The sequence below is a fragment of the Paenibacillus koleovorans NBRC 103111 genome, from assembly GCF_004000845.1.
Classification (GTDB): domain Bacteria; phylum Bacillota; class Bacilli; order Paenibacillales; family NBRC-103111; genus Paenibacillus_AA; species Paenibacillus_AA koleovorans.
Genome location: NZ_BIMA01000006.1, coordinates 37918 through 60981, shown reverse-complemented (window position 1 = coordinate 60981; position 23064 = coordinate 37918). Strand labels below are relative to the sequence as shown.

The window sequence follows — 23064 nt, the reverse complement described above, 5'->3', positions numbered from 1 at the left end:
GGCGTAGCAAAGGATCGCAGGTTTTGAAATATGATTTTAGGGACTACAAACAGATTTCAGCCTGAGCCAGGATCTCTTTTTGGAATCTTTCTTGCAGGAGTTCTGGGCATTGCAAAGCTTGCAGGCTGCGTTGCTGATGTTCGGACATTTCTTGTATGCTCAGCCATTTTCGTTTTACTGCTGAAATTTCCATACGATGAATACGGCATACTTCCAATGTCTGCAGGAGATCATTTGGAGCTTGTTTGTACCCTGCGGCCTGTAGCCGCTGCTCCATATCATTCATCAGAAAATTAGCAAGCATGCAAATCGTTACATGTGCTTTAACGCGTTCTGCGCGCGTAACATGCATGGGACGAAGCTTAAGATGCGATTTGAGCTCGTGAAAAGATTCCTCCACTTTATTTTTGCGGCGATACCACGTTATGACTTCTTGGTCGGCCAATTCGTTGTCACTCATGTTCGTAATAAAGCAGGTCAATCCGTCCAAACGCGCGAGTTCCTTCAACTGATCTTCGCACCATTGTAAATGAACCTGGAAGCTGGTTATCGTGCGTGCTTTTCCTTTAGCTGTGACTGCGGGGATGTCCAAGGGTTCAATCGTAATCGTCGTTAGCTTTTTCATCCCTTTGCGAGCAAGCAGGCGCTGAACTTCCCGTTCCACCGCTTCCCGCTTGCGCGAGTTTTTGGCTGTTCGCAAAGCGTGGTTTAAATCCTGGATCAATTGCGCCATCTGATCGCATTGACGCAGCCGATGCTTGGTTTGATCGTGGAAACGTCCGACATCAAAGGTGACAATATAACGACTTCCCGCTAGCAGCAGCGGACGGTAGAACAGTAGCGCGTCTTCGTCACAAGGCCTGAACGCTTGTCGCTCCATCACTTGCTCCCAATCGTCTGATGTCGCAGCCACGGGCATGACCTCGTCGAGTAGGGTCGTGCGGATCTCGTCTTTGTCCATCGCGGAGACATATTTCAATTGCTCCTGTTCAATGGATTTCAGATTGGTGGCCGAGACCATGCCGCGATCAAAGACCAGCGTGCACTTTGCAATACCAAAACGTCGTCGAACATCATGGACCAGCGCTTCGATCGTCGTCACATCCTGTGTATTTCCATCAAGAACACGCCAGTAGAAGGGATAGCCTTCCGGCGTGATCATGAGTGCAATGACAACCTGTTCTCGATCAGGCCGATGGTCACGAGAGTAGCCGAGTTTGGCAAGCACACACTGGCTACCTTCAAAGTAAGAGGACGTAATATCGTAGAAGAAGGCGTTGGAATGAATCCGTTGTCGTTGTTTGAGTTGCTCGTATAAGAAAACCTGCAAGGCATCTTCTTGCTTGGCGATCCGATCCAGTTCACGGTAGACATCGTATTCATCATAGTTGCGTAAAGCAGGAATAAAGGCCGGAAGGATGGTTTGCTCTGCCCAGGATTGCAGCCTTATTTTACTGGTAGGATCAATACAACGGTTAAGGACAAGCGCTTCAACCCAGCGGTCATTCAAGAAAAACTGCGCCAGATTCCACTGCTGCCACATCTGATGAAGAACCATGATATCCAGGTAAGCTATACTTTTCGTTACTGCAATTTCCCGTTCATGCGTGACAACCAAACCAGGATCATTCTGGACCTTGATCGCAAGCTTCAACTGTTCCGCTTGTTCATCTGTCAGTTTGCCGACGTTAAATAGAATCCGATGTTTGATTTTCCCGTCATCGCGATAGGATTCAACAATTTTATAGTGATGGTATTGTGTACCTTTGATCGTAGCGGTTGATTTTTTAAGGAACAAGATAGCTCCTCCATATTAAGGGACTACCTAAATGATATTACAACTCTTATTATAATTCAATAAAATTAAATTTATTAAGGGACTACGAATTTACGGTAGGAACCTGAGACACCGCGTCACATCAAGGATTGGAAATAACTGTCGCCAAACTCGGGTACAAACAAGAAAACCTTTCCGTCAAACGGGGTTTCCTATACGAAAAGAAGCCGTCCATTCGAACGGCCTCTCGAGATGCTTCCTATGAGGTTGAACTTACTCCGACGTCACAAACCAGTTGAATGTCTGCGAAGCGATCAGCTTCTTCTGGCCCAGGAACTGGTCGTACACGTTGATTTTGTAGTTGCTCAAGTAAGGAAGGCGGGCCAGAAGCGCCGGGTCCGTCTTGAGAATGGTCTTCGTATACTGCCCAACCGCAAGATTCCCGGCCGCTTCAGGGTCGGTCGACTTGTCGAGAGTCAACGTCTGAGTGAGGGAGAGGCCGCCGGCCGGGTCGGAAAACTCGACGATGACCTGATGCTCTTCCCCGCTCGATTCCACAAACGTGTTCTTCGAAAGGGAATACTCGAACGAAAGAGAGAACTGGCTAGTTGTCACGGCGGTCGCCGACAGCTTGCCGATCGAGAGCGTATACGGGAACAAGTCGAGCTTGTTGAACCCTTCTTGCACCGTGCTGCTCTCTAGCGGGATGTCGAAGGTAACCGCGTTGACATATGCGTTCGGCACATCAGCACCTTCTGCGAGCTTGGCGTCTTTCACGCCTTCACCGAGAATGAGCTGCATACCCGACGTATCGAAGCCGGAAGGCAAGTTCGCCGACACTTGCATAATCGCTTTGCCCATCGGGCCGATCTTCTTCTTCACCTCGGAGATCGTCGCCGGGAACATCAGGTCGTCCTTCGTCTTGAAGTAACCGACGAGCTTGCCCAAGTTCGTAAACCGCTTCTCGCGATTCTCCACATTGAGCTGCACAGTAAACAGGCTGGAGTCTACTCCGGTGTATGACCGCGAGCTGCGGATGCTAAGCCCCGCCTGGCGGCCGACCGCATCGATCGCGTGGGTGCCGGATGTCGCGATTACCGGCATCGTCAAAGCATCGGACTCGTTGTTGAACTCGGCGAGATCGTTCGTCTCCGTCTCCGACACTTTCTCCTGCACGATCAGCTTCAGATCGGAGTAGGCGTATGTGTAAGGAATCGATCCGTATAGCTGCAGATCGACTTCTCCATCCTTGGCCAAGGAGATGAGCCGATCCGTCTGCACGATCTTCGCCGGCACTTGAATCGCGCCGTCCAGCAAGAAGTAGCCGCTTAGCGCGGGGATCGGCAAAGCCGAGCTGCCCCGATTCGTAAGCGTCAGATCGGCGGTCAGGATGTCGGTCTCCTCCCACGGCAGCCGCTGCATGCTGTTGAAGGTCAAGGCGTACACGCCGCTTTTGTTCGAAAACTCCGTCGTCTCGCCAAGTTGGCCTTCGTTGGAAGTCGGGCTGGGCAGCCGGAATACCGCAATCGGGTACTCAAAGCGCGAATCGACCGTACCGGAACCGCCAGTGCCGCCTGAGCCTGAACCAGCCCCTGAGCCGCCGCTACCGGAAGAGGCCGGCTCGTTCACCACGAGCTCCAGCTTGTCCACGGCCACACCGACCGGAATGCTGACGGACAGCTCCACATTCTTGCTGCTGCGAGGCAAGATGGACAAATTGTTCATGCCCGCAGACGAGGCCGGATAGACGAGCCCTTCGCTCGTCCGCACATTGAAGGAATACCCCGGTACACGAACGAGCCCATTGCCCCTGTTCTCCAGATGCAAGTAAACCGTGGCATTGTAGTTGACGTCGTTTTTGCTCATCGAAACTCGTCCTACCGACAACGCCAGCGGAATATCGCCGACCTCCACTACTTTGGTTCCGCCGGCAGGAACGGTCACATCATCGGTTGTGCTGGCCGGCAGCAAATAAAACGCGACCGGCAACTGGATCTTCGCCGTCGGCTCCGTCTCCGTCACGACCAGCTCCCAGCCGTCCTGCGGCACGGACAACGGGATCGTCCCCGTCAGCTTAACAACTTTTTTTGCCCGGGGATTCACGGTGAGTTCCTTCCCCCCCGACCCGTCGAGCGGATACATTAGCCCTTCCGGCGTCCGGATGGAGTATGTATATCCCGGCAGCGTAGCGCTTTTGCTTCCGATATTTTCGAGGGAATACGTAAGGCTGACGTAATGCTCCTCATCCCCCGAATTGACCGTCATCTGTGACACAGATGTCTTCAACTGCGTCCCGCCTACGGCGACGATCCGGCGCTCATCCACCTGGGTCAGCAAGCTGTAGTCCCAAGGAACGGTTATTTGACCGAGCTTGCGCTCGAAATTCGCCACGGAGAAATCCCAGCGAATAAAGTTGAAGACTAGATCCTGCAGCGTGACCGTCGGCCCCACTTTGGCATAAAAACTGATTTCCTCTTCCCCGCCGGCCGGCACCCGATTTTTGTCCTTGTCCTTCGGAAGCAGGTTGATGCTGAATTGTGTGCCCGCCGTCGTCTGGAGCCGCACCCAATAGTCGATCAACGACAGGTCGGAGCTCTCGCCGTTATGCAGCTTGACCTTGAACGTCACGATTTTCCCGTCGTCACCTGGCAATAGACTCGCCTGCACCAGCTCGAAATAGCTGTTCGCGCTAATGTAGACGGCACCGATAGAAGCGGCTTGCGCGATTTTCTCCTGCACGACGACTGCTTCCCCGCTATCCGCGAATACCGGTACGACGGTTCCCATCCCAAGCGACCAGACAATCGCTGCGGTACAAATTCGTTTTAAGAACAGTCGCTTCATTCCGAATGTTCTCTCCCCTCGTAGTTAGTTCCGACAACAGCCGGGCCGCCTGCCCCCGCGGCATAAACAAACAGGAGCTGGGACAGGCTGGAAATGATCCCATTGTACCGCTCGCATGTTACAGCGGCGTTACATTTTGGCGTACGGCCGGTCAATACATAATCACGCCAGGCCTCGCTCCCATCGGAAACGGCATATTCGGATTGTCCTTCAACTGCTGCAGCGCCGAATTGCCCGCCGTCTGCCATTCCTTAAGCGATTCCCGCACCCCTTTCGTACCGTCCATCGCCTGTTTGAAATATTGCTGGCCAATTCCTTGCACTTGCCCGACGTTCGGATTTTTGCGGTACAGCTCATTCAGCTCGTTAGCAGGCCCCGGCTTCAGCGAGTAGAAAGCTTGCACATTATAGCTCAGCCCGTCTCGCGGTTGAATATATTTTTTGCGGGACACCATCTGGCTCACGCTGCGAGACTTCAGCTTCGCCCAATCTTCGCCGTTCACGAACTTCAGAAACGCCCAAGCGTCCTTCTGGTTTTGCGCCTTCGCGTTGATGCCCATCAGGCCGCTCATATAAAAGTTGCCGCCGACGCCCTTCGCTTCCTCATGCTGAGGCACCGTCACGATATCCCAGTCGATCGGAGTGTATCCCGGATAATTGGCCGCATTTTTGTTCGCAGCAATCATATCGTTGATCTGGTAGCTTTGCGCCAGCACCATCGCCAGCTTGCCGGATTTGAACAAGTCATTCTGGAACGGATTGAATTCGCCTCCACTGGAAGGCATCATCTTCATGTTCATCATTTGGTTCGGATCCATGCCGCCCGGCATAATCTTATCCTTCACGAGCCCTTGCATCGTCTTCCACACTTTTTCCCACTGGTCGGAATCGACCGTCATCTTGTCTCCGGCATCGTTGAACATCCGGACACCCAGCGTATTCGTATAGTAGTTGCCCAACTCGTAGAACAGGCTGTCATTGAACGGATACGGATTGAACGCGAAGCCGTACTTCCGATTCTCCCCTTCGCCCTTCGTCACCCGGCGCGCCAGCTCGAAGATTTCGGTCCAGGTCATATTGTCCTTCGGAAAAGAGACGCCTGCTTCGTTGAACAAAGCCTTGTTGTACATCAGCACGCTGGACGTGAACAGAGGCGAGAGGGCATACAGCTTGCCGTCCCCGGCATCCTTCAGCCCGTCGATAACTGCCGGAACGAAATCGGAGGTGTTGTACTTTTCTTTGGTGATCAGCGGATCAAGCTGCAGCAGCATGTTTTTGGATACAAGCTCCGGCAACTGCTCCAGGTTTTGCAGCATGACAATATCCGGCGGGTTCGGCCCTTCCATCAGCTCCTGCATTTTCACCAAAGGATCCGGCTGCGCCTCTCCTTCTTTTCGCGGCATGCTGTACATGCTGTAATCGATGATCGGGACGAGCTCGATTTTAATATTGGAATGCGTAATTTCGAACGTATCGGAAAATTGCTGGCGGAAATATTCATCGTCCGGGCCGGAATAGGTCGCGATGCGGAGCGTACGCTCGGTCTTATCGTCAGCGCCGGAATCTTTCGTGCATGCTGCCGCCAGTGGCACGGTAAGCGCAAGCGTCAAGACGATGCCGGTCATTTTACGGATCCAAATTTTCTTTCTCATTGCTGCAGCCTTACTGCTCATCGTTTAACACCTCCAAAGATTTGGGAGCCTTGATCATAATTTTCTCGCCGTCGAACTCCATCGAAGCTTTATCGCTGATCTGCAGCGCCTGCAAGTAAGCCTTCGGAATTTGCAGCCGTCCCACTCGGTCCAGCACCACATATTCCTCATGGACCTCCTGGATCGATCGGCGCCGGTCGGTGGAACCGTCGGAGCTGTCAGAAGCATCGAGGATGAGATTCGGGTTTCGTTTAATAAATTCGGTGCTCGTCATGCCATCGCGTATGGCGACGACCCGGTCCACCTTGCTGGCCAGCGACAAGTCGTGCGTGACAATGACGATTGTAATGCCAATCTCCCGATTCAGCCGACGGAAAATGTCCATGATCCGGTCCGAGGTCTGGGAATCGACCGAACCTGTCGGTTCATCCGCGAGGAGCAGCGAAGGCCGATTGGCCAGCGAGATCGCGATAGCGACCCGCTGCTGCTCCCCGCCGGACAGCTGGAACAGCTTGTTGTGCATCCGGTCGGCGAGTCCGACCCAGTCGAGCAGTTGCTTCGCATAGGGACGATCGACTTTGCCGCCCAGCATCATCGGCATCTCTACATTCTCGAGCGCGGTCAGATAGGGCAACAGGTTGCGGGCATTGTTTTGCCAGATGAAGCCGACTGTCCGCCGTTTATATTCGACTAGCTGATCATCGGTCATCTTAAGCAAATCCCATTCCCCGACCTTCACTTGGCCGGCCGACGGGCGATCAAGACCGCCCAGAATGTTGAGCAGCGTCGATTTGCCGCTGCCGCTGTTGCCGATGATCGCCATCATCTCCTGTGGCTCTACATGGATGTTCAAGCCTTGCAGGGCGACGACCTCGAGATCGTCGGTTTTGTAAATTTTGACCAATCCGTCGCAATGGATCATCGTCTCGTTTATCGCTCCTCTCCCAGCTTGACGGCTTGATGGACGCGAAGCCTGCGAATGTGCAGGAACAGCAGCGCGGCGCCGGTCAGCATCATAAACGCCACGACGAGATACAGTTGGTTCGCGTCCTTCGCTTCAAACACGACCCGGAAAGGCGGCACTTGCGTCTTGGCCGACTCGGCGGTCTGCAGGAACGGCAGGAACAGCACGCTCGTCAGCTTGCCGATCAGCACGCCTAATGCGATGGAGAGCCCTGCTGTGAAGCCTTGCTCCAGCAGCAGCATGCCGGTCAATTGGCGGCGCGACAGCCCCATCGCCCGCAGCATCCCGAACTGCACGACTCGGCTAGACAAATTGAAAAACCAATACAATACATAACCAATGAGCGAGATAAAGACGGACACGAGGAAGCCGAGGCTCAATATACCGAATACCCCGCCGCGCGCCGGGTGTTTGGCTTGCGTGATCAGCTCGTTGCGCACATCCTTGTAATCGGCCAGCTGTATATTTTGCGCTTGCAGCGATTCGATGACCGGCGTCAGCTTGGCGCCCGGCTTCATCTTGAGCCATACATCGTAAGGCACGATGGGTGCCTGGTCGTAAATATAGTCCAAATTCGCGATGAAAAACGGCGTCTCATCCGGATATTGGCTCGGCCAGTAAGGCAATGTGCCGACAATGACAAACTCGACCGACTGCTGCTGGATCGCGATGTTGATCAAATCTCCCGGTTTGAGCTGATTTTTCTCCGCGAAGCCGGACGGCACGATGACCGCTTGCTCATAGGAGCCCAGCAGGTTCAAGTACTCCCTCGGCTCGGCAGGGAACAAGTCCCGGCGGAACCAACCCACATCGGCGAAGTCGACATTGTCGATACCCATCACCAGGCCCTGCCCTTGGGTACGGCCGGAGACGATGACGCTGCCCTTGGTCTGCAGCACGCGAGCGGCGTGGTCGACCCCTTCGAGCGTGCGGAACACTTCGAACGGCGGCTCAATGTAGCGGATCGTCGAGTTGCCGGGATTTTGACCGGACGGGCCGCCCGGGTTGCCTGTACCAGGCCCCCCCTGGCCTGAGCCTCCTTGACCGGAGCCCTGGCCTCCTTGGCCGCCTTGACCCTGTCCTTGACCGCCCTGACCTTGCCCTTGACCGCCTGGCGTGCCTTGGCCGCTAGTCCCGTCCTCTTCGGCAAATCCTTCCCATACCGTCTGAATAACAACGTCGGTTCCGTATTGATATAGAGTCCGCTCCGTCGAATTGAGATCGATCGTACGCGCAGCGGAGGAATTATAGACCCCTAAGCCGAGCGTAAGAATCAACAGTACCATAAGCGGATAATACGATTTGGCCGAACGCGACAGCTGGGTAAGCGTCAAGAAAATCGACACCGGCATGAACCGCCGTCCGAGCCAGTTGAACAAACGAAGCAGCCAAGGAAACAGCCGCAGGCAAAACAGCCCGATAGCGAAAATCGACAGCGCCGGCACGAAAAACAGCAACGGATGCACCTGAAGCTGATCGTTCGTCATCCCGGTTTTCGCCGAGAGCAATTGATAATTTTGGAATGAATAATAGCCGTATCCGGACAGGGCGATCAGCACGATGTCCAAGTACCACCGCTGCCAGACCGGCGGGCGGTCCGTGCGGGCGAGCGACTGCTTGTAGCCGACGATCGACGAGCGCGCCGACCGGACCGCCGGAATGACGCTGGCGGCTATCGCCAGCACGACGGCGCCGACGCCGTAGAACAGCGATTCGGGCGACACGTCGACCGGCACCGACTTGCGGTCCACGAACGTGAGGAACCCGTTCGACGACCCGATGCTTTTGGCCATGAACCAGCCGAGCAGCGGGCCTAACACCAGCGCCGCGGCGCCTAGCAGCACCCCTTCCAGCAGGAACACGCCGATGATCTGGCGGGTGCTGCCGCCTCGGCTGCGCAGGACGGCGATGTCGCTGCGCTGCCGCTCCAGCGCCTGACGCGCGTTCATGACGATGTAGTAGAACACCATCGCCAGCATCGGAGCAGCAAGCGTGAACAGCAGCATTTGCATCTGCAAGCTTTGCCGTTTGAAATCGGCCAGCATATCCGAGAACGAGATGTCCACTCTCGTATCCTTCAGCTTCTGATAGAGCGTAATGTCCATCCGCTCCAGCGTCCGTCCGAGCGGCGCCAATTGACTCGTTTTGATCTCCGTCAAATCGAACGCATAATACCAGTTGGCCAGGTTGAGCGGTATTTTCCGCTGCTCCAGCAGCTCCTTCTGCATAACCGTCTCGCTGACAAGGAACATGCCGGCCAACCCTTCGAAGCCTTGGAACCAGTAAGGGTCGTCTTCCGCCTTCGGCAGGAAGCTGCCGACGATGCGCACCTTAAGCGGGGCGATCCCTTGACCGCCGCTGATCGGGTACATGAATTCGTCGCCGACCCGAACGTCGTTCTTGGACAGCGCATCCTCCAGCACGACCGCTTCGATCGTACCGGCCGCGCTCTGCTCCGCGAACATCCGTCCGCCATTCAACTCGATCTTCTCCGCCAGGCCCGACAACGAGGCGATGGACATCTGCCTTCGTTTGCTCGGGTCCACCTTGGTCGGATCGACCGGCGTCAGCTGCGCATTGCGGATGGACAGCGCACGAGCGTACACGCTGTGCGGGAAGCCTACATTAAGCGGCACTTCTTCCCGGATATACGTATCCACATCGGCGAATGCCGTGAGATCCGCCCGTTCCGAGCCGACGGCCTGATAGCGGATCAGCGTCGAGCCGGGGGGCATGCCGTCGCTTTTCTCGAGCAGCGACTTCGCCACCACCCGCTTCAGCGAGCCGTCCGCGTACATCGGGATGCTCGTCGTGAACGCCACCGCGACGATAAGGCCGAACAGCGTGCTGATCGTCAGCCAGCGGGTGTTCCACATTTTTCGATACAGAAACCGCAGCATCGGCATAGCTTATTTGCCCACCACTTTCTGCCCGGGCGTCAGCCCCTTCACAATCTCGACATCGGTGGACGTCTGTTGCCCGATCTCTACATCGACCTCCCGCTTCTCGCCCTTCTCGTCCACCAGTTGTACATAATTGCGTCCGGCGTACGTGCGTAACGCGGCGAGCGGGATCGTGACGGCGTTCGGCTTGCGCTGGATCACGACGGCGACGCTGAGCGGCGTACCGCGCTGCAACCCGGCCGGGAAAGCATCCAGCTCGACAAGCAAGTAGTTGTCGATCGTATCCGGCGGCGGGGGCTGCTGCCCGCCTGCGCCGCCGCCAGGGCGGCCGCCATTGTCAGCCGCCTTCGGGTTCGGCAGCTGCTTCACTTTGCCTTTCTGCTGGCCGGCTCCGTTGATATCGACAACCGTCTCCATGCCGACGGCCACCTTCTTCAAATCGTCCGCCGTAATGCTGGCCGCAACCGTCAGTTGGGTCAAGTCGGAAACGATCGCGACTTGCTCGTAGGCCGTGACCGTATCGCCTTTCTTGAGGTACACGGCCACGGCCGTGCCTGCGAACGGCGCCGTCAGCTTCGCCTTGGCGATCGACTGCTCCAGCTTCACGAGCTCCTCGCGCTTCAGCTCGAAGTCGATGCGCGCTTGCTCCATCTGCTCCGGCGTCTTGTCGGTGCTCTGCCGCAGCAGCTCGATCATCCGCAGCTCGTCGCTGCGCGACTGCAGTCGCTTCTGCCGCAGCTGGCTCTCCAGATCGGACACGTCGAGCTCCGCGATCAGTTGGCCCGCGGCTACGGGCTCGCCCGACTTGACGTATACTTCCTTGACCCGCTTGCCGGTCTCCGAGAAGAAGAGCGATTCCTCCTTCGTCGCCATCAGCTTGCCGCTGCCGCGTACACGGGTCTCAAGCGTCTCGGTCTTGACCGTGTACTCCGGCTTCTTGGACAGCTTGGGCGGGCTGATCGAAGGCAGCGCCTCCTCCTCGTCCTCCTTGGGAAGCAAGGAGCAGCCGGTCGCCGCCAGCAGGCTGAGGCAGACGAGCGTGATCGCGCCGGTTTTTAACAAACCTCGCATGGTGCGGTTACGGGAGGACGAACGTTCCGTCCGCCATTTGATAGACATGATCGGCTACCTCCAGAATAGTGGGATCGTGGGTGGTCATGCAGATGGTCACTTGCTCGGTGGCGACGATATCCTGGAAGACGGCCATCACTTGGGCGCCCATCTGCGAATCAAGCTCCGCCGTCGGTTCATCCGCCAGCAGCAGGGTGGGCCGGTGCGCGATCGCCTTGGCGATCGCCACGCGCTGCTGCTCGCCGCCGGACAGCTCGAACGGCCGATGGTGCATCCGCTTGCCAAGACCGACGAGCTCGAGGCAATGCTGGACGCGCGGCTTCCACTCGGCCCGAGGCACACCTGCCATCCGAAGCGCAAGCTCGACGTTTTCCCAAGCGGACAACAGCGGCATCAGCGCATACGATTGAAAAATAAAGCCGATCTGTCTGCGCCTCACCTCCGTCCGACGGTCGTCGTTCCACTCATGGAACGGACAGTCGCGGAACCAAATCTCGCCCCGATCCGGCTGATCCAGGCCGCCCATCAAATTCATGAGCGTCGTTTTGCCCGATCCGGAGCGCCCCCGCAGCATAATAAGCTGCCGGGGCCGCAGCTCCATATCGAGGCCCTTGAGCACATGAATCGTACGCCCTCCCGTCTGGAATGATCGTTCGACCCGGCTAACGGTCAGGATCGGCTTTTCCTGCTCCATCGAACGGCACACCTCCCCTAATAGTAAATTTTTCAAATCATAGACGAGTTGGACTGTTAAAATGTTACATAGTGTAGGAAACTTTTTTGTTTTTTTTAACTCCAAAGGGATAATGCCAGTCTACTAAATGAACTTTAATAGAACCTAAAGGATTGTTAAAGAAATTCATAAGAAAAAAAGCAGCCTCGCAGGACTGCTTCTCCACACATACCAGCTTACCGCTTCTCCGCCTTCCAAGAGTAGAACCGAGAGCCGACGATAAACGCCACCACCGCCCAGCCCGCCAACACCCCGGCGTTCAACCAGAACTGCGAGGTCAGCACCGTCCGGTCATACACCATCGCATCGCGGATCCCGTCCGCGAAGAAGGTCAACGGCAGCGCCGCCGAAACCGGCTTGATCCACTCCGGCAGCGACCCGGTGTCGAAGAAAATGCCGCTCATGAACATCATCAGAAAGCTGAGCAGGTTTGCAATGCCGAAGTACGCATCCATCGATTTGCTGAACGCGGCAATGACGAAACCGATAGCCGCGAAAGCAAGCGTCCCGACTACAAAAATAAGCACAAAATTAAGTAAATCCAGATGCAGGTTCGCCCCATAGAACAGGACGCCGATCAAAGCGAGCAGCACGACCTGGATCGCGGATAGAAACAACCGAACGAGCACCCCGCCTAGACCGAACAGCCCCATGCTAACCGGCGTCATCATCAGACGCTTGAGCAACCCGTTGCGACGCATCTCGATCATGCTCACCATCCCGAACAGGCCAGCCTGCGATATGGCTAACGCGATCATGCCCGTCAGAAGGAAGTCCGTATACTCCAGCCGGTCGTCGCCTTCGGAGATCGATTCGATGCCCAGCTTCAGCTGCGGCGTGATGTTCGCTTGCGCGTAATTCATCTGATGCAGCACTTCGTTCAGAATCCCGTTCAAAGCCTGAACCGTAGTGTTTGCTTGCTTTTCCTTATTCACAAGCAGCGTAATTTGCTTCGCATCCGCCGAGTCCGGCAGTACGATCGCTGCGTCGATGTCCTTTTCCTTCACCCAGTCTTCCGCTTGCTCCCTCGACACCGGGGAATCGGATTTCCACTCCAGTAAATCGATCTGCTTCATAGCGGTCTGCAATTGCGTCGAGACGGCCGTTTCTTTATCCGCCACCACGGCGATTTTCGCCTTGAACGAGCCGTCATCGCCCATGCCGCCGAAGAAGGTAAGAAACACGACCAGCAGCAGCACCGGATAAAAGATCGACCAAAACCAAACCTGCTTTTCCCGGAACGTCATCTTGAATTGCGCCGAAAATAGTTTCGCAAGCTGTTTCATCAGTCTCTCCACTCCTTCCCGGTGAACGCGATGAAGACGTCCTCCAAGCTCATGTCCTTGATCGTCACTTGCTCCACCTCAAGCTGCTGCTCCGTCGTGAACCGGAACAAGCGGTACAAAGTTTCTTCCGGTCGCACCGACCACAGCTGGACTCGCGCGCCTTCCACCGCACTCCGCGAGACGGATGGCTCGTCATCGATATGGTTCGCAGCTCGTTTCGCCGCCTCCGGCCCGCCTGCAAATACCAGCTCAATTTCGCGCTCCTGCGTCAGCTGCTGGATGAGCCGCTTGGACGTATCCAATGCCACGACTCTCCCCTGGTCTACGATACAAACCCGGTCACTCAGCTTCTCGGCTTCTTCCATGTAATGCGTCGTCAGAATTGTCGTTTTCCCCAGCTCCTTCAGCTTCAGCACGACGTCCCAAATATTGCGCCGGGCTTGAGGATCGAGTCCGGTCGTCGGCTCGTCCAGGAACAGGATGTCGGGATCGTTCACCATCGCAAGACCGATCGCGAGACGCTGCTTCTGCCCGCCTGACAATGCTTTCACTTTTTTGTTGCGATGGTCGGTCAGATTGATGAGCTCCATAATTTCGTCGAGCGAACGTGTTTTGTTGTAAAAGCTGGCGAACACATCCAAATTCTCGTACACCGTGAGCAAGTCGAACAAAGCGCTAGACTGCGGCTGCACTCCGATGAACTGCTTGATTTTGTCGCCATGCTGCTTCCAATTCAGCCCCTTCAGCGCAATCGTCCCCGTGTCCGGCTCCTGCAGCCCTTCGATCATCTCCAGCGTCGTCGTCTTGCCCGCTCCGTTCGGACCGATAATCGTGAATACTTCGCCCTGCATCACCTCGAAGCTGATCCGGTCGACCGCCACGATTGAGCCGAACGTCTTCCTCAGGTCTTTGACTTCCAAAATGGACATCCCGCTTGCCTCCTTCAACTCACCTCTGCTTCCATCATAATCGTTTGGCCAGGACGGCATAACAGCCTCCAGCACGTACTCGCCTCAGTCTGCAGACCGATTTCCACAGCACGAATTCCGTGAATCCCTAGTCAATTACTATGCTTTATAGTACAATAAACTGAATAGCTTGTTGAGCACCGAAAGGAATGGATTCGAATGAACCGAAAAGCAGTTTGGATATTCGGCGTTGTCGTTGCCGTAGCGATTGGCGCTTCTGCCATAAGCGATCATCTGGAGAGCCGCGCGCAGGCGAAGGAAGCATATCAGCCGATACCGCTGATGAAATTCGACGGATCGACGATTACGTATAATAAAAATATCGCCGTCTGCCACTGATTCTGTGGAGACTTAAAGGAAACAGGCCGGTTTAGCGATTCCCCTCGCCGGACATACTGCATATCATACTACATCGATAGGCGATGGGAGATATGCTGCGTATGGAAGACGAAAATCGCTTTATGACCGGCCTGATAAACGGCATTTTGCTTGCGTTGCCTCTATGGGGAATCCTATTATCCGTTGTGACATTGTTACTGCATTGAGTAAACCTTCATCCGAGTGCTTCCGTCTGAATAATACAATCGGCCTGCCTGGTCGGCGGCAAGAAACTTGTTTACTTGCTCGAGCTTGCCTCGCGGCTTGCTGCTTTTTCCATCAATAGTCCGTCCGTCTTCTGCGCGAGCTGGTATAGGGCTACGGGCAGCTCCCCGTCCTCTTTCAGCAATAACGACGAGAAACCGCTCAAAAACGGAGATTCGTTCATCAGTAAAGCAAAATCCAAGTTCGCAAACGCGGGGGACTCTACTGCATAATTCATCTCCTCTATGAATACGTTCAAATCCGAATGCTGCGTTTGCTTCGTGGCAGCGGCCATAGATTTGCTCGGCAGGACAAACCATTCCGCCCATTTCGAAGTATACGCATGCTCCGTCATCGTCGCGAACCGCAAGAAGTCCCAGGCTTCTCGGGCATGCTTCGATTGGGCGGAAATGCCGATGCCGACAACGGAGAGCGGATTGGCGCGCCGGCCATCCGCCGTGCCTGGCAGCGGCGCGACGCCCAAGCGATCGCCCAATTGCTTCTTGAAAAACGTATAGCCGTCAGAAGTGGAGATCTTCATTCCGACGCTCCCCAAGTTGAATAATGATCCTGTGGCGATGTCATTCGAGACGCCGGATATTTGATCCAGCTTTAAGGCGCGGAAATAGCGGTTGAACCACTGCAGCGTCTGGACGGAGCCGGGACTGTTCAATGCTCCCTCCGCCTTCGCCCCATCCTTCGACAACAGGCTTTCCCCACGCCCTGCCAGCAGGATCTCCAGGTAGAAAGGGTTATAAGCCATCACAGCCCCGTACTTGCCTGGGTTCGCTTCGGACAGCTTCAAGGCAACGGACAAGTACTCGTCCCATGTCCATTTTCCTTGTGGATATGGAAGGTTGGCCTTATCGAACAGGGATTTATTATAAAGGACCCCTAGCGGCAAAACCACATTCGGAATCGCCCCCCATTTCCCTCCGGATTCCGTCAGCTTCAGAATCGGCTGGTGGAAATCCGACTTGTCCACCCCGTCCGCTTTGGCGAGCGGATTCAAATCCAGCAAAATTGAATCTTTCAGCCAGGATGGGATCAGCGCAGAATTGACGGGAAATACGATGTCCGGGGAGTTCTCCGCCTTCAGCTTACGCGCCATATTCTCGATAGGAAAAGTAGCCGGGAAACTTTCGATTGCAATCGTTCTATTCGGATGCAATTCCGTATATTTTGCCCCGACATCCTTGAAATATTGGGAATAATCGGCCCACATAGGCGCATCCGGATTCGCACCCGGCATATAGAGGCGAAGCTCTATCGGCTGTTCTCCCTCATCGCTTGCGGTGCAGCCAGTCACCAGGACCACCAAAACCATTATGATCGATAAACCCATCCATAGCCCTCTATGTCTGTTCCGCTTCATTTCGCGACCGCCTTTCTCTCTTAGACTCAGCTCTTATTATAGCGATCTTCGTCTTCCTACTTTTAACAATTCGTGCTATATAGTAAAATAATAAAATATCATGACGCACTACTTTCCAAGGATAGGGGTGGGATGCACGAAAGCTTTGAACAGCGACCACATTCAGCGAATGAACACCGTAATGAATTTCATCGCCGATAATTTGGGAGAGATTTTGACGATCCCGGTCTTGGCAGAACAGGGTCATTATGCCCCCTATCATTTTCAGCGCGTGTTCAAGGCGTATGCGGGCGTGACCGTAAATGACTTCATTACCCGAATGCGCATTCAACACGCCAGAAAAATGCTTTTGTTCCAATCCGGGCTCGATATTACCTCAGTCGCGATCGTCTGCGGCTTCAATTCATCGGCCAACTTCTCCCGCAAGTTTAAAAGCTTGGTCGGGCTCAAGCCCACCGAGTATAGGAACAAATACCGGGTCACGTCATCCCTTCCCAAAAAGTTCTCCCCAGAGGTTTATGCTGAGGCAAGCCGTCTTCAAATCCGGATCAAGGAGACGCCTCCCATGCGAGTCGCCTATGTGAGGCATATGCACGGCTTCTTGAAGAGCGGCATGCATCCCGGCATCCAGCAGGCTTATTCCAAGCTGTACCGCTACTTGCTCAAGAACAATGCCCTGAACGAGCGCGAGCGATTAATCGGCATTTCGCTGGACGACCCTTATGTGATCCCGATTCAGAGCTGCCGCTTTGACGCTTGCTTCCCGTGTGACGAGAGGCTGTTTCCCGGGGAAGACGTATGCATTCGGACGATTCCCGGGGGATTGTGCGCCGTTGCCGAGCTGGACGGGCCTCGCGAGCTTGTCTGGGATCTCATGCACTATATGCATGTCGACTGGCTGCCGAAGAGCCGGTATGAACTGGATTATCGACCGTTTATGGAAATGTTCGGCCAATGCGCCGCCCAACCCGGGACACATGTTTACATGCCGGTCCAATTGAAAGCTTGAACCAAAAAGGAGCCTTCCTCCCCGCTGCCGTGCGGAAAGGAAGGCTCCTCTGTTAATTACTTGCCGAACGAAGACGGGTCTTGCCGCCAAGCTTGCAGCAGCGCCATGTCTTCCTGCTTGATCTTGCCTAGCTGAAGCGCCACTTCCGACAGCGCCGTGTAGTTGGACAGCGAGTCGAACTCGAAGCCGGCTTCCTTGAAGTTGGCGACGGCGGAGTCGAACTGGTAGTTGAAAATTGCGATTACGCCGAGCACCTCCGCACCTGCGTCGCGAACGGCTTTGGCGGCCTTGATCGAGCTGCCGCCGGTCGAAATCAAGTCCTCGATCATCACGACCTTCTGGCCCGGCTTCAGGACGCCTTCGATGACGTTCTCCTTGCCATGACCCTTCGCCTTGTCGCGAACGTAGATCATCGGCAGGTTCAGCTTCTGGGAGACGTATGCCCCGTGGGGAATGCCGCCCGTTGCGATGCCGGCTACAACTTCCGCCTCGGGATACAGGTCTCGTACTTTCTCAGAGAAGCCTAGGGAGATCAGGTCACGAATATGCGGGTACGAGATGGTCAGCCGGTTGTCGCAATAAATCGGCGACTTGATGCCGGACGTCCACGTGAACGGATCGTTCGGCCTTAGGGCGACGGCGCCAATCTCCAGCAGCGCCTCGGCAATTTGGTCGGCCAAGTAACGGATTGTCATTTCGGTTCAGGCTCCTTCCTGGGATTAGTTACACGGTGAACGAGGCTACGATCTGCTCTAGCGCTTCGCGCGGATCTGGGGCGGCGGTGATCGGTCGGCCGATCACCATGTAGTCGGTGCCTTGCGCGAGCGCTTCGCTCGGCGTCATGACGCGCGACTGGTCGCCGACCGCGGCGCCGGCGGGGCGGATGCCCGGCGTCACGGTGACGAACGACGAGCCGCAGCGCGCCTTGATGCCGCGCACCTCGAGCGGCGACGCGACGACGCCGTCCAGCCCCGCCTCGCGGGCGAGCCCCGCGTAGCGCAGCACCGCATCCTCGATCGGCCCGGCGATGCCGATCTCGTCATTGAGCACGGCTTGGCTCGTGCTCGTAAGCTGCGTCACGCCGATGAGAATCGGCATAGACGCACCGGAGGCCGCCGCCTCCATGCCTTCGCGGGCGGCTTGCATCATCGCGAGCCCGCCGCCGGCGTGCACGTTGAACATGTCGACGCCGAGCCGCGTGATGCTCGCGGAGCCGCCCTTCACCGTGTTCGGGATGTCGTGCAGCTTCAGATCGAGGAACACTTTGTAGCCCCTCTCCTTGAGCCGCAGCACGAACTGGGGGCCGGCGGCATAGAACAGCTCCATGCCGACCTTCATGTAGCAAGGGATGCCTTCCAGCTGCTGCAGAAGCCTCTCCGCACTCTCCGCGTTCGGGTAATCGAGCGCTACCATGATTCGCTGAACTTCCTTCATCGTCTGTCCGCTCCCTTCGAGCTCACGTTTGGAATGCTGTATTCAAAGCAATGCGCCACTCGGATCACTGGATCCGGGTGACGCACCGCATAAATTATTTGACTGTTGCCACCGGCATAGCCCGCGACGAGAAGTTGATCGTATTCAGCACGTGCAGCAAGGCGCGCACCGTATCGAGCGACGTCATACAGACGACGCCGTTCTCGACCGCCTCACGGCGGATGCGGAACCCGTCGCGCTCCGGCTTCTTGCCCTTCGTCAGCGTGTTCACCACGAAGTGAGCTTCGCCGTTGCGGATCAGGTCGAGAATGTTAGGCGATCCTTCGCTCAGCTTGTTGACGGTCGTCACGCGGATGCCTGCGTTTTGCAGCGCAATGGCCGTCCCGCCCGTAGCGACGATCTTGTAGCCCAGCTCGTAAAAGCCGCGCAGAATTTCGATCGCTTCTTCCTTGTCTTTATCCGCTACGGTCGCGATGATCGCGCCGGTCGGCGGGATTTTCATACCGGAGCCGATAAAGCCTTTATACAGCGCCTTGGCAAAGTTGCGGTCGCGGCCCATCACTTCGCCGGTCGACTTCATCTCAGGCCCGAGCGTCGTGTCGACGCGGCGCAGCTTGGCGAAGGAGAACACCGGCACTTTCACGGACACATGATCGTCTTCCGGCCACAAGCCGTTTTCGTAGCCCATATCCGCCAGCTTCTCGCCCAAGATAGCGCGAGTCGCGACGTTCGCCATCGGCACGTTCGTTACTTTGCTTAGGAAAGGTACCGTCCGCGAGGAACGCGGATTGACTTCGATCACATACACTTGCTCTTTGTAGATGACGAACTGGATATTCACCAGACCGATTACATTCAGGGCCTTGGAAATCTTGATCGTGATGTCGACAATATGCTGCTTGATCTCATCGGAGATCGTCTGCGGCGGATACACCGAGATCGAGTCGCCGGAGTGAACGCCTGCACGCTCGATATGCTCCATGATGCCCGGGATGAGGACGGTGTCGCCGTCGCAGATCGCGTCGACTTCCACTTCCTTGCCGAGCATGTAGCGGTCGATCAGAACCGGATGCTCCGGATTAATTTTCACCGCATATTCCATATAGCTGAGCAGCTCTTGGTCGGAGTAGACGATTTCCATCGCCCGGCCGCCCAGGACGTACGAGGGACGTACGAGCACCGGATAGCCGAATTGCGAAGCCGTTCCAACCGCGTCGTCCACGGAAGTAACCGTGCCGCCCGGAGGCTGAGCAACGCCTAAATCGCGGAGCAGCTTCTCGAATTTCTTGCGGTCCTCGGCGGCGTCGATGCTTTCCAGGTTGCTGCCCAGAATGCGAACGCCTGCGCGAGTGAGCGGTCCGGCCAGGTTGATCGCCGTTTGGCCGCCGAATTGTACGATGACGCCGATCGGCTTCTCATGCTCGATGATGTTCATGACATCTTCGTAGAAAAGCGGCTCGAAGTACAGTCGGTCGGATGTGCTGAAATCGGTCGAGACCGTTTCCGGGTTGTTGTTGACGATGATCGCCTCGTAGCCCGCAGCTTGGATCGCCCACACCGCGTGAACGGTGGAGTAGTCGAATTCGATGCCTTGGCCGATCCGGATCGGGCCGGAGCCGAGCACCATGACCTTCTCCTTGTTCGTCTTCGACACTTCATCTTCCGTCTCGTAAGTCGAGTAGTAGTAAGGTGTCGTCGCTTCGAACTCCGCCGCGCAAGTGTCAACCATCTTGTAGACCGGCTTGATCGAGCGGCCGATCCGGTGAGCGCGAATTTCGGCTTCTTTGGTGAAGCTAGACGCTCCGGCTTCCGTGCGAATCTCGGCGATCGCACGGTCGGTGAAGCCTTTGCGCTTAGCGGCCAGCAGCAGCTCGTCCGTCAGTTCGCCGGCGATCAGCTCCGCTTCGAACTGGATCATGCCTTCGAGCTTGCTCAGGAACCACCAGTCGATCTTGGACAGGTCCTGGATTTGCTGCAGCGTGTAGCCGCGGCGATACGCTTCGGCAATCAGGAACAACCGCTCGTCGTCCGGTTTGGCGAGGCGAAGCTCCAGCGTCTCGGTATCGAGCAGCTCAGCGCCTTTGAGGTACAGACGGTGGACGCCGATCTCCAGCGAGCGGATCGCCTTATGAATCGATTCCTCGAACGTCCGGCCGATCGCCATCACTTCGCCGGTCGCCTTCATTTGCGTACCCAGCTTGCGGTTCGCGCCCGTGAACTTATCGAACGGCCAGCGCGGAATTTTCGATACGATGTAGTCGAGCGTCGGCTCGAAGCAAGCATACGTTTGTCCCGTAACCGGGTTGATGATTTCGTCAAGCGTGTAGCCGATGGCGATCTTGGCGGCCATCTTGGCGATCGGGTAGCCGGTCGCCTTGGAAGCGAGCGCCGAGGAGCGGCTTACGCGCGGATTTACTTCGATGACATAGTATTGGAAGCTGTGCGGATCGAGCGCGAACTGCACGTTGCAGCCGCCTTCGATGTTCAGCGCGCGGATGATCTTGAGCGACGCGGAACGCAGCATTTGATACTCGCGATCGGAGAGCGTCTGGCTAGGCGCTACGACGATGCTATCGCCTGTGTGCACACCTACCGGGTCGAAGTTCTCCATGTTGCAGACGACAATACAGTTGTCGTTCGCATCGCGCATTACTTCGTACTCGACTTCCTTCATGCCTGCGATGCTGCGCTCGACCAGACATTGGCCGATCGGGCTGTAGCGAATGCCGGAGGAGACGGTTTCGATCAGCTCTTCTTGGTTGTTGCAAATGCCGCCGCCCGTACCGCCGAGCGTATAAGCCGGGCGAATGATGATCGGAAATCCGATTTCGTTCGCGAAATCTACGGCTTCCGCTACGGTAGTGACGATCACGCTGGCCGGCACCGGTTGCTCCAGCTCGCGCATCAGGTCACGGAACAAGTCGCGGTCTTCGGCTTTCTCAATGGCTGTCAGCTGCGTACCCAGCAGCCTGACGTTCTCGCGCTCGAGCACGCCTGCGCGCGCCAACTCGACCGCCATGTTCAGGCCGGTCTGGCCGCCGAGCGTCGGCAGCAAGCCGTCCGGCTTCTCTTGGCGGATGATTTGCGAGACGAAGTCGAGTGTGATCGGTTCGATGTATACTTTGTCGGCCATGTTCGTATCGGTCATGATCGTAGCCGGATTGCTGTTGATCAGGACGACTTCCATGCCTTCTTCCTTCAGCGCTTGGCAAGCTTGCGTACCGGCATAGTCGAACTCGGCTGCTTGCCCGATGACAATCGGACCGGAGCCGATCACCAATATTTTTTTGAGTGTATTATTTTTTGGCATATGCGAGTTCCCCTTTCACCTCGACCGCTTGGCGGGAAGGCCGTGCGGCGATAATCTCCGCTTGTCTGGGCAGCGACGGACGGCTGCTCTTGAATTCGCGGATCATATCCAGGAAGTTGTCGAACAAGTAGCTGGAGTCGAACGGACCCGGTGCGGCTTCCGGGTGGTATTGCACGGAGAATGCCGCATGTTTGGCGTGCTTCAAGCCTTCGATCGTCTTGTCGTTGTTGTTGATATGCGTCACGATCAGCTCGGTGCCGGCTATCGACTCTTCCTTCACCGCGTAGCCGTGGTTCTGGGAGGTAATGTAGCAGCGGTTTGACTCGAGATCCTTGACCGGGTGATTGCCGCCGCGATGGCCGAACTTCATCTTGTCGGTGTCTGCACCGCAAGCGAGGGCGAACAGCTGGTGGCCGAGGCAGATGCCGAAGATCGGGAATTCGCCGAGCAGGTCGGAGATCATGCGTACCGCTTGCGGCACATCCTTCGGATCTCCAGGGCCGTTGGACAGCAGGATGCCGTCCGGAGCCAGCCTGCGGATCTGCTCCGCTGTCGCGTCGTGAGGCACGACGACGACGTCGCAGCCGCGCTTCGACAAGTCGCGGATGATGCCGCTCTTCGCGCCGAAGTCGACGAGCACGACGCGTTCTTTGGTCCCTGGGCAGCTGAACAAGCTCTTGGTGGAGACACGGGACACTTGATCGGTCATCAGCACGGTCGCTTTCAACTGCTCCATCAAGTCTTCTACAGGACGGGTCGACGTTGTGAGCATCGCCTTCATAACGCCGTGGTGGCGGATAATGCGAGTGAGCATGCGCGTGTCGATGTCGCTGATGCCTACGATGCCGTATTCCTTCAGCAAGCTGTCGACCGTATATTGAGCGCGCCAGTTGCTCGGCGTCTCCTCGTGATGACGCACGACGAATCCGTGAATGTAAGGTCGAATCGACTCGAAGTCGTCGCGCGCGATCCCGTAGTTGCCGATCAGCGGATACGTCATCGTGACGATTTGACCGCAGTAGGACGGGTCGGACAATACTTCCTGATACCCGGTGATGCCTGTATTGAACACTACTTCCCCAACCGATTCGCCTTCGCTGCCAAAAGCACGGCCGGTGAACAATGTACCGTCTTCCAATAAAAGTCTAGCTTGCATC

General features: G+C 56.2%; 16 protein-coding genes. 2 read left to right on the top strand and 14 right to left on the bottom strand.

Features of this window, described 5'->3' with window-relative positions; all coding sequences use genetic code 11:
- Nucleotides 1-43 precede the first annotated feature (43 nt).
- The 9 genes from PKO02S_RS03345 to PKO02S_RS03305 form a co-directional block, all read right to left on the bottom strand.
- Entirely contained in the window at nt 44-1798 is a 1755-nt protein-coding gene (locus tag PKO02S_RS03345; protein ID WP_127579676.1) for an IS1634 family transposase, read from the bottom strand.
- A 252-nt stretch (nt 1799-2050) separates the two neighbouring features.
- Entirely contained in the window at nt 2051-4621 is a 2571-nt protein-coding gene (locus PKO02S_RS03340; protein ID WP_127579675.1) for a hypothetical protein, read from the bottom strand.
- Between the two features lie 151 nt (nt 4622-4772).
- Nucleotides 4773-6293, bottom strand: coding sequence for an ABC transporter substrate-binding protein (locus PKO02S_RS03335; RefSeq protein WP_246066812.1), 1521 nt, complete (start codon nt 6291-6293; stop codon nt 4773-4775).
- Nucleotides 6283-7194 carry an ABC transporter ATP-binding protein gene (locus tag PKO02S_RS03330; RefSeq protein ID WP_127579674.1) on the bottom strand — a complete coding sequence of 304 codons (912 nt, stop codon included), beginning with the start codon at nt 7192-7194 and terminating at the stop codon, nt 6283-6285. The genes PKO02S_RS03335 and PKO02S_RS03330 overlap by 11 nt, the downstream gene beginning before the upstream one ends.
- A gap of 8 nt (nt 7195-7202) precedes the next feature.
- Nucleotides 7203-10142: an ABC transporter permease gene (locus PKO02S_RS03325; protein WP_127579673.1), complete on the bottom strand. Its 2940-nt coding sequence runs from the start codon at nt 10140-10142 to the stop codon at nt 7203-7205.
- A 3-nt stretch (nt 10143-10145) separates the two neighbouring features.
- Complete coding sequence (locus tag PKO02S_RS03320) at nt 10146-11258, bottom strand: efflux RND transporter periplasmic adaptor subunit (RefSeq protein WP_127579672.1); 1113 nt, start codon at nt 11256-11258, stop codon at nt 10146-10148.
- Complete coding sequence (locus PKO02S_RS03315) at nt 11218-11904, bottom strand: ABC transporter ATP-binding protein (protein ID WP_127579671.1); 687 nt, start codon at nt 11902-11904, stop codon at nt 11218-11220. Before PKO02S_RS03315 ends, PKO02S_RS03320 begins: the two co-directional genes overlap by 41 nt.
- 215 nt (nt 11905-12119) lie before the next feature.
- Nucleotides 12120-13229: an ABC transporter permease gene (locus PKO02S_RS03310; protein WP_127579670.1), complete on the bottom strand. Its 1110-nt coding sequence runs from the start codon at nt 13227-13229 to the stop codon at nt 12120-12122.
- Nucleotides 13229-14158 carry an ABC transporter ATP-binding protein gene (locus tag PKO02S_RS03305; RefSeq protein ID WP_127579669.1) on the bottom strand — a complete coding sequence of 310 codons (930 nt, stop codon included), beginning with the start codon at nt 14156-14158 and terminating at the stop codon, nt 13229-13231. The genes PKO02S_RS03310 and PKO02S_RS03305 overlap by 1 nt, the downstream gene beginning before the upstream one ends.
- A gap of 198 nt (nt 14159-14356) precedes the next feature.
- On the opposite strand from PKO02S_RS03305, the gene PKO02S_RS03300 reads away from it, so the two are divergent.
- Entirely contained in the window at nt 14357-14536 is a 180-nt protein-coding gene (locus PKO02S_RS03300; RefSeq protein WP_127579668.1) for a hypothetical protein, read from the top strand.
- 277 nt (nt 14537-14813) lie between these two features.
- Here the strand turns inward: PKO02S_RS03300 and PKO02S_RS03295 are convergent, their stop codons facing one another.
- Nucleotides 14814-16154 carry an ABC transporter substrate-binding protein gene (locus PKO02S_RS03295; protein ID WP_127579667.1) on the bottom strand — a complete coding sequence of 447 codons (1341 nt, stop codon included), beginning with the start codon at nt 16152-16154 and terminating at the stop codon, nt 14814-14816.
- Nucleotides 16155-16299: 145 nt separating this feature from the next.
- Between PKO02S_RS03295 and PKO02S_RS03290 the strand changes: the two genes are divergently transcribed.
- On the top strand, nt 16300-17163 hold the full coding sequence (locus PKO02S_RS03290) for an AraC family transcriptional regulator (RefSeq protein ID WP_164821271.1): 864 nt from the start codon (nt 16300-16302) through the stop codon (nt 17161-17163).
- Nucleotides 17164-17219: 56 nt separating this feature from the next.
- On the opposite strand, the gene pyrE is transcribed toward PKO02S_RS03290, so the two are convergent.
- The 4 genes from pyrE to PKO02S_RS03270 form a co-directional block, all read right to left on the bottom strand.
- Nucleotides 17220-17858, bottom strand: a complete 639-nt coding sequence (gene pyrE / locus PKO02S_RS03285; RefSeq protein WP_127579665.1) for an orotate phosphoribosyltransferase — start codon at nt 17856-17858, stop codon at nt 17220-17222.
- A 28-nt stretch (nt 17859-17886) separates the two neighbouring features.
- Nucleotides 17887-18597: an orotidine-5'-phosphate decarboxylase gene (gene pyrF, locus PKO02S_RS03280; protein WP_127579664.1), complete on the bottom strand. Its 711-nt coding sequence runs from the start codon at nt 18595-18597 to the stop codon at nt 17887-17889.
- 94 nt (nt 18598-18691) lie between these two features.
- Nucleotides 18692-21907 (bottom strand): carbamoyl-phosphate synthase large subunit, encoded by a 3216-nt coding sequence (gene carB / locus PKO02S_RS03275; protein ID WP_127579663.1) that lies wholly within the window; start codon nt 21905-21907, stop codon nt 18692-18694.
- Entirely contained in the window at nt 21894-23063 is a 1170-nt protein-coding gene (locus PKO02S_RS03270; RefSeq protein WP_127579662.1) for a carbamoyl phosphate synthase small subunit, read from the bottom strand. The genes carB and PKO02S_RS03270 overlap by 14 nt, the downstream gene beginning before the upstream one ends.
- Nucleotide 23064: the final 1 nt, after the last annotated feature.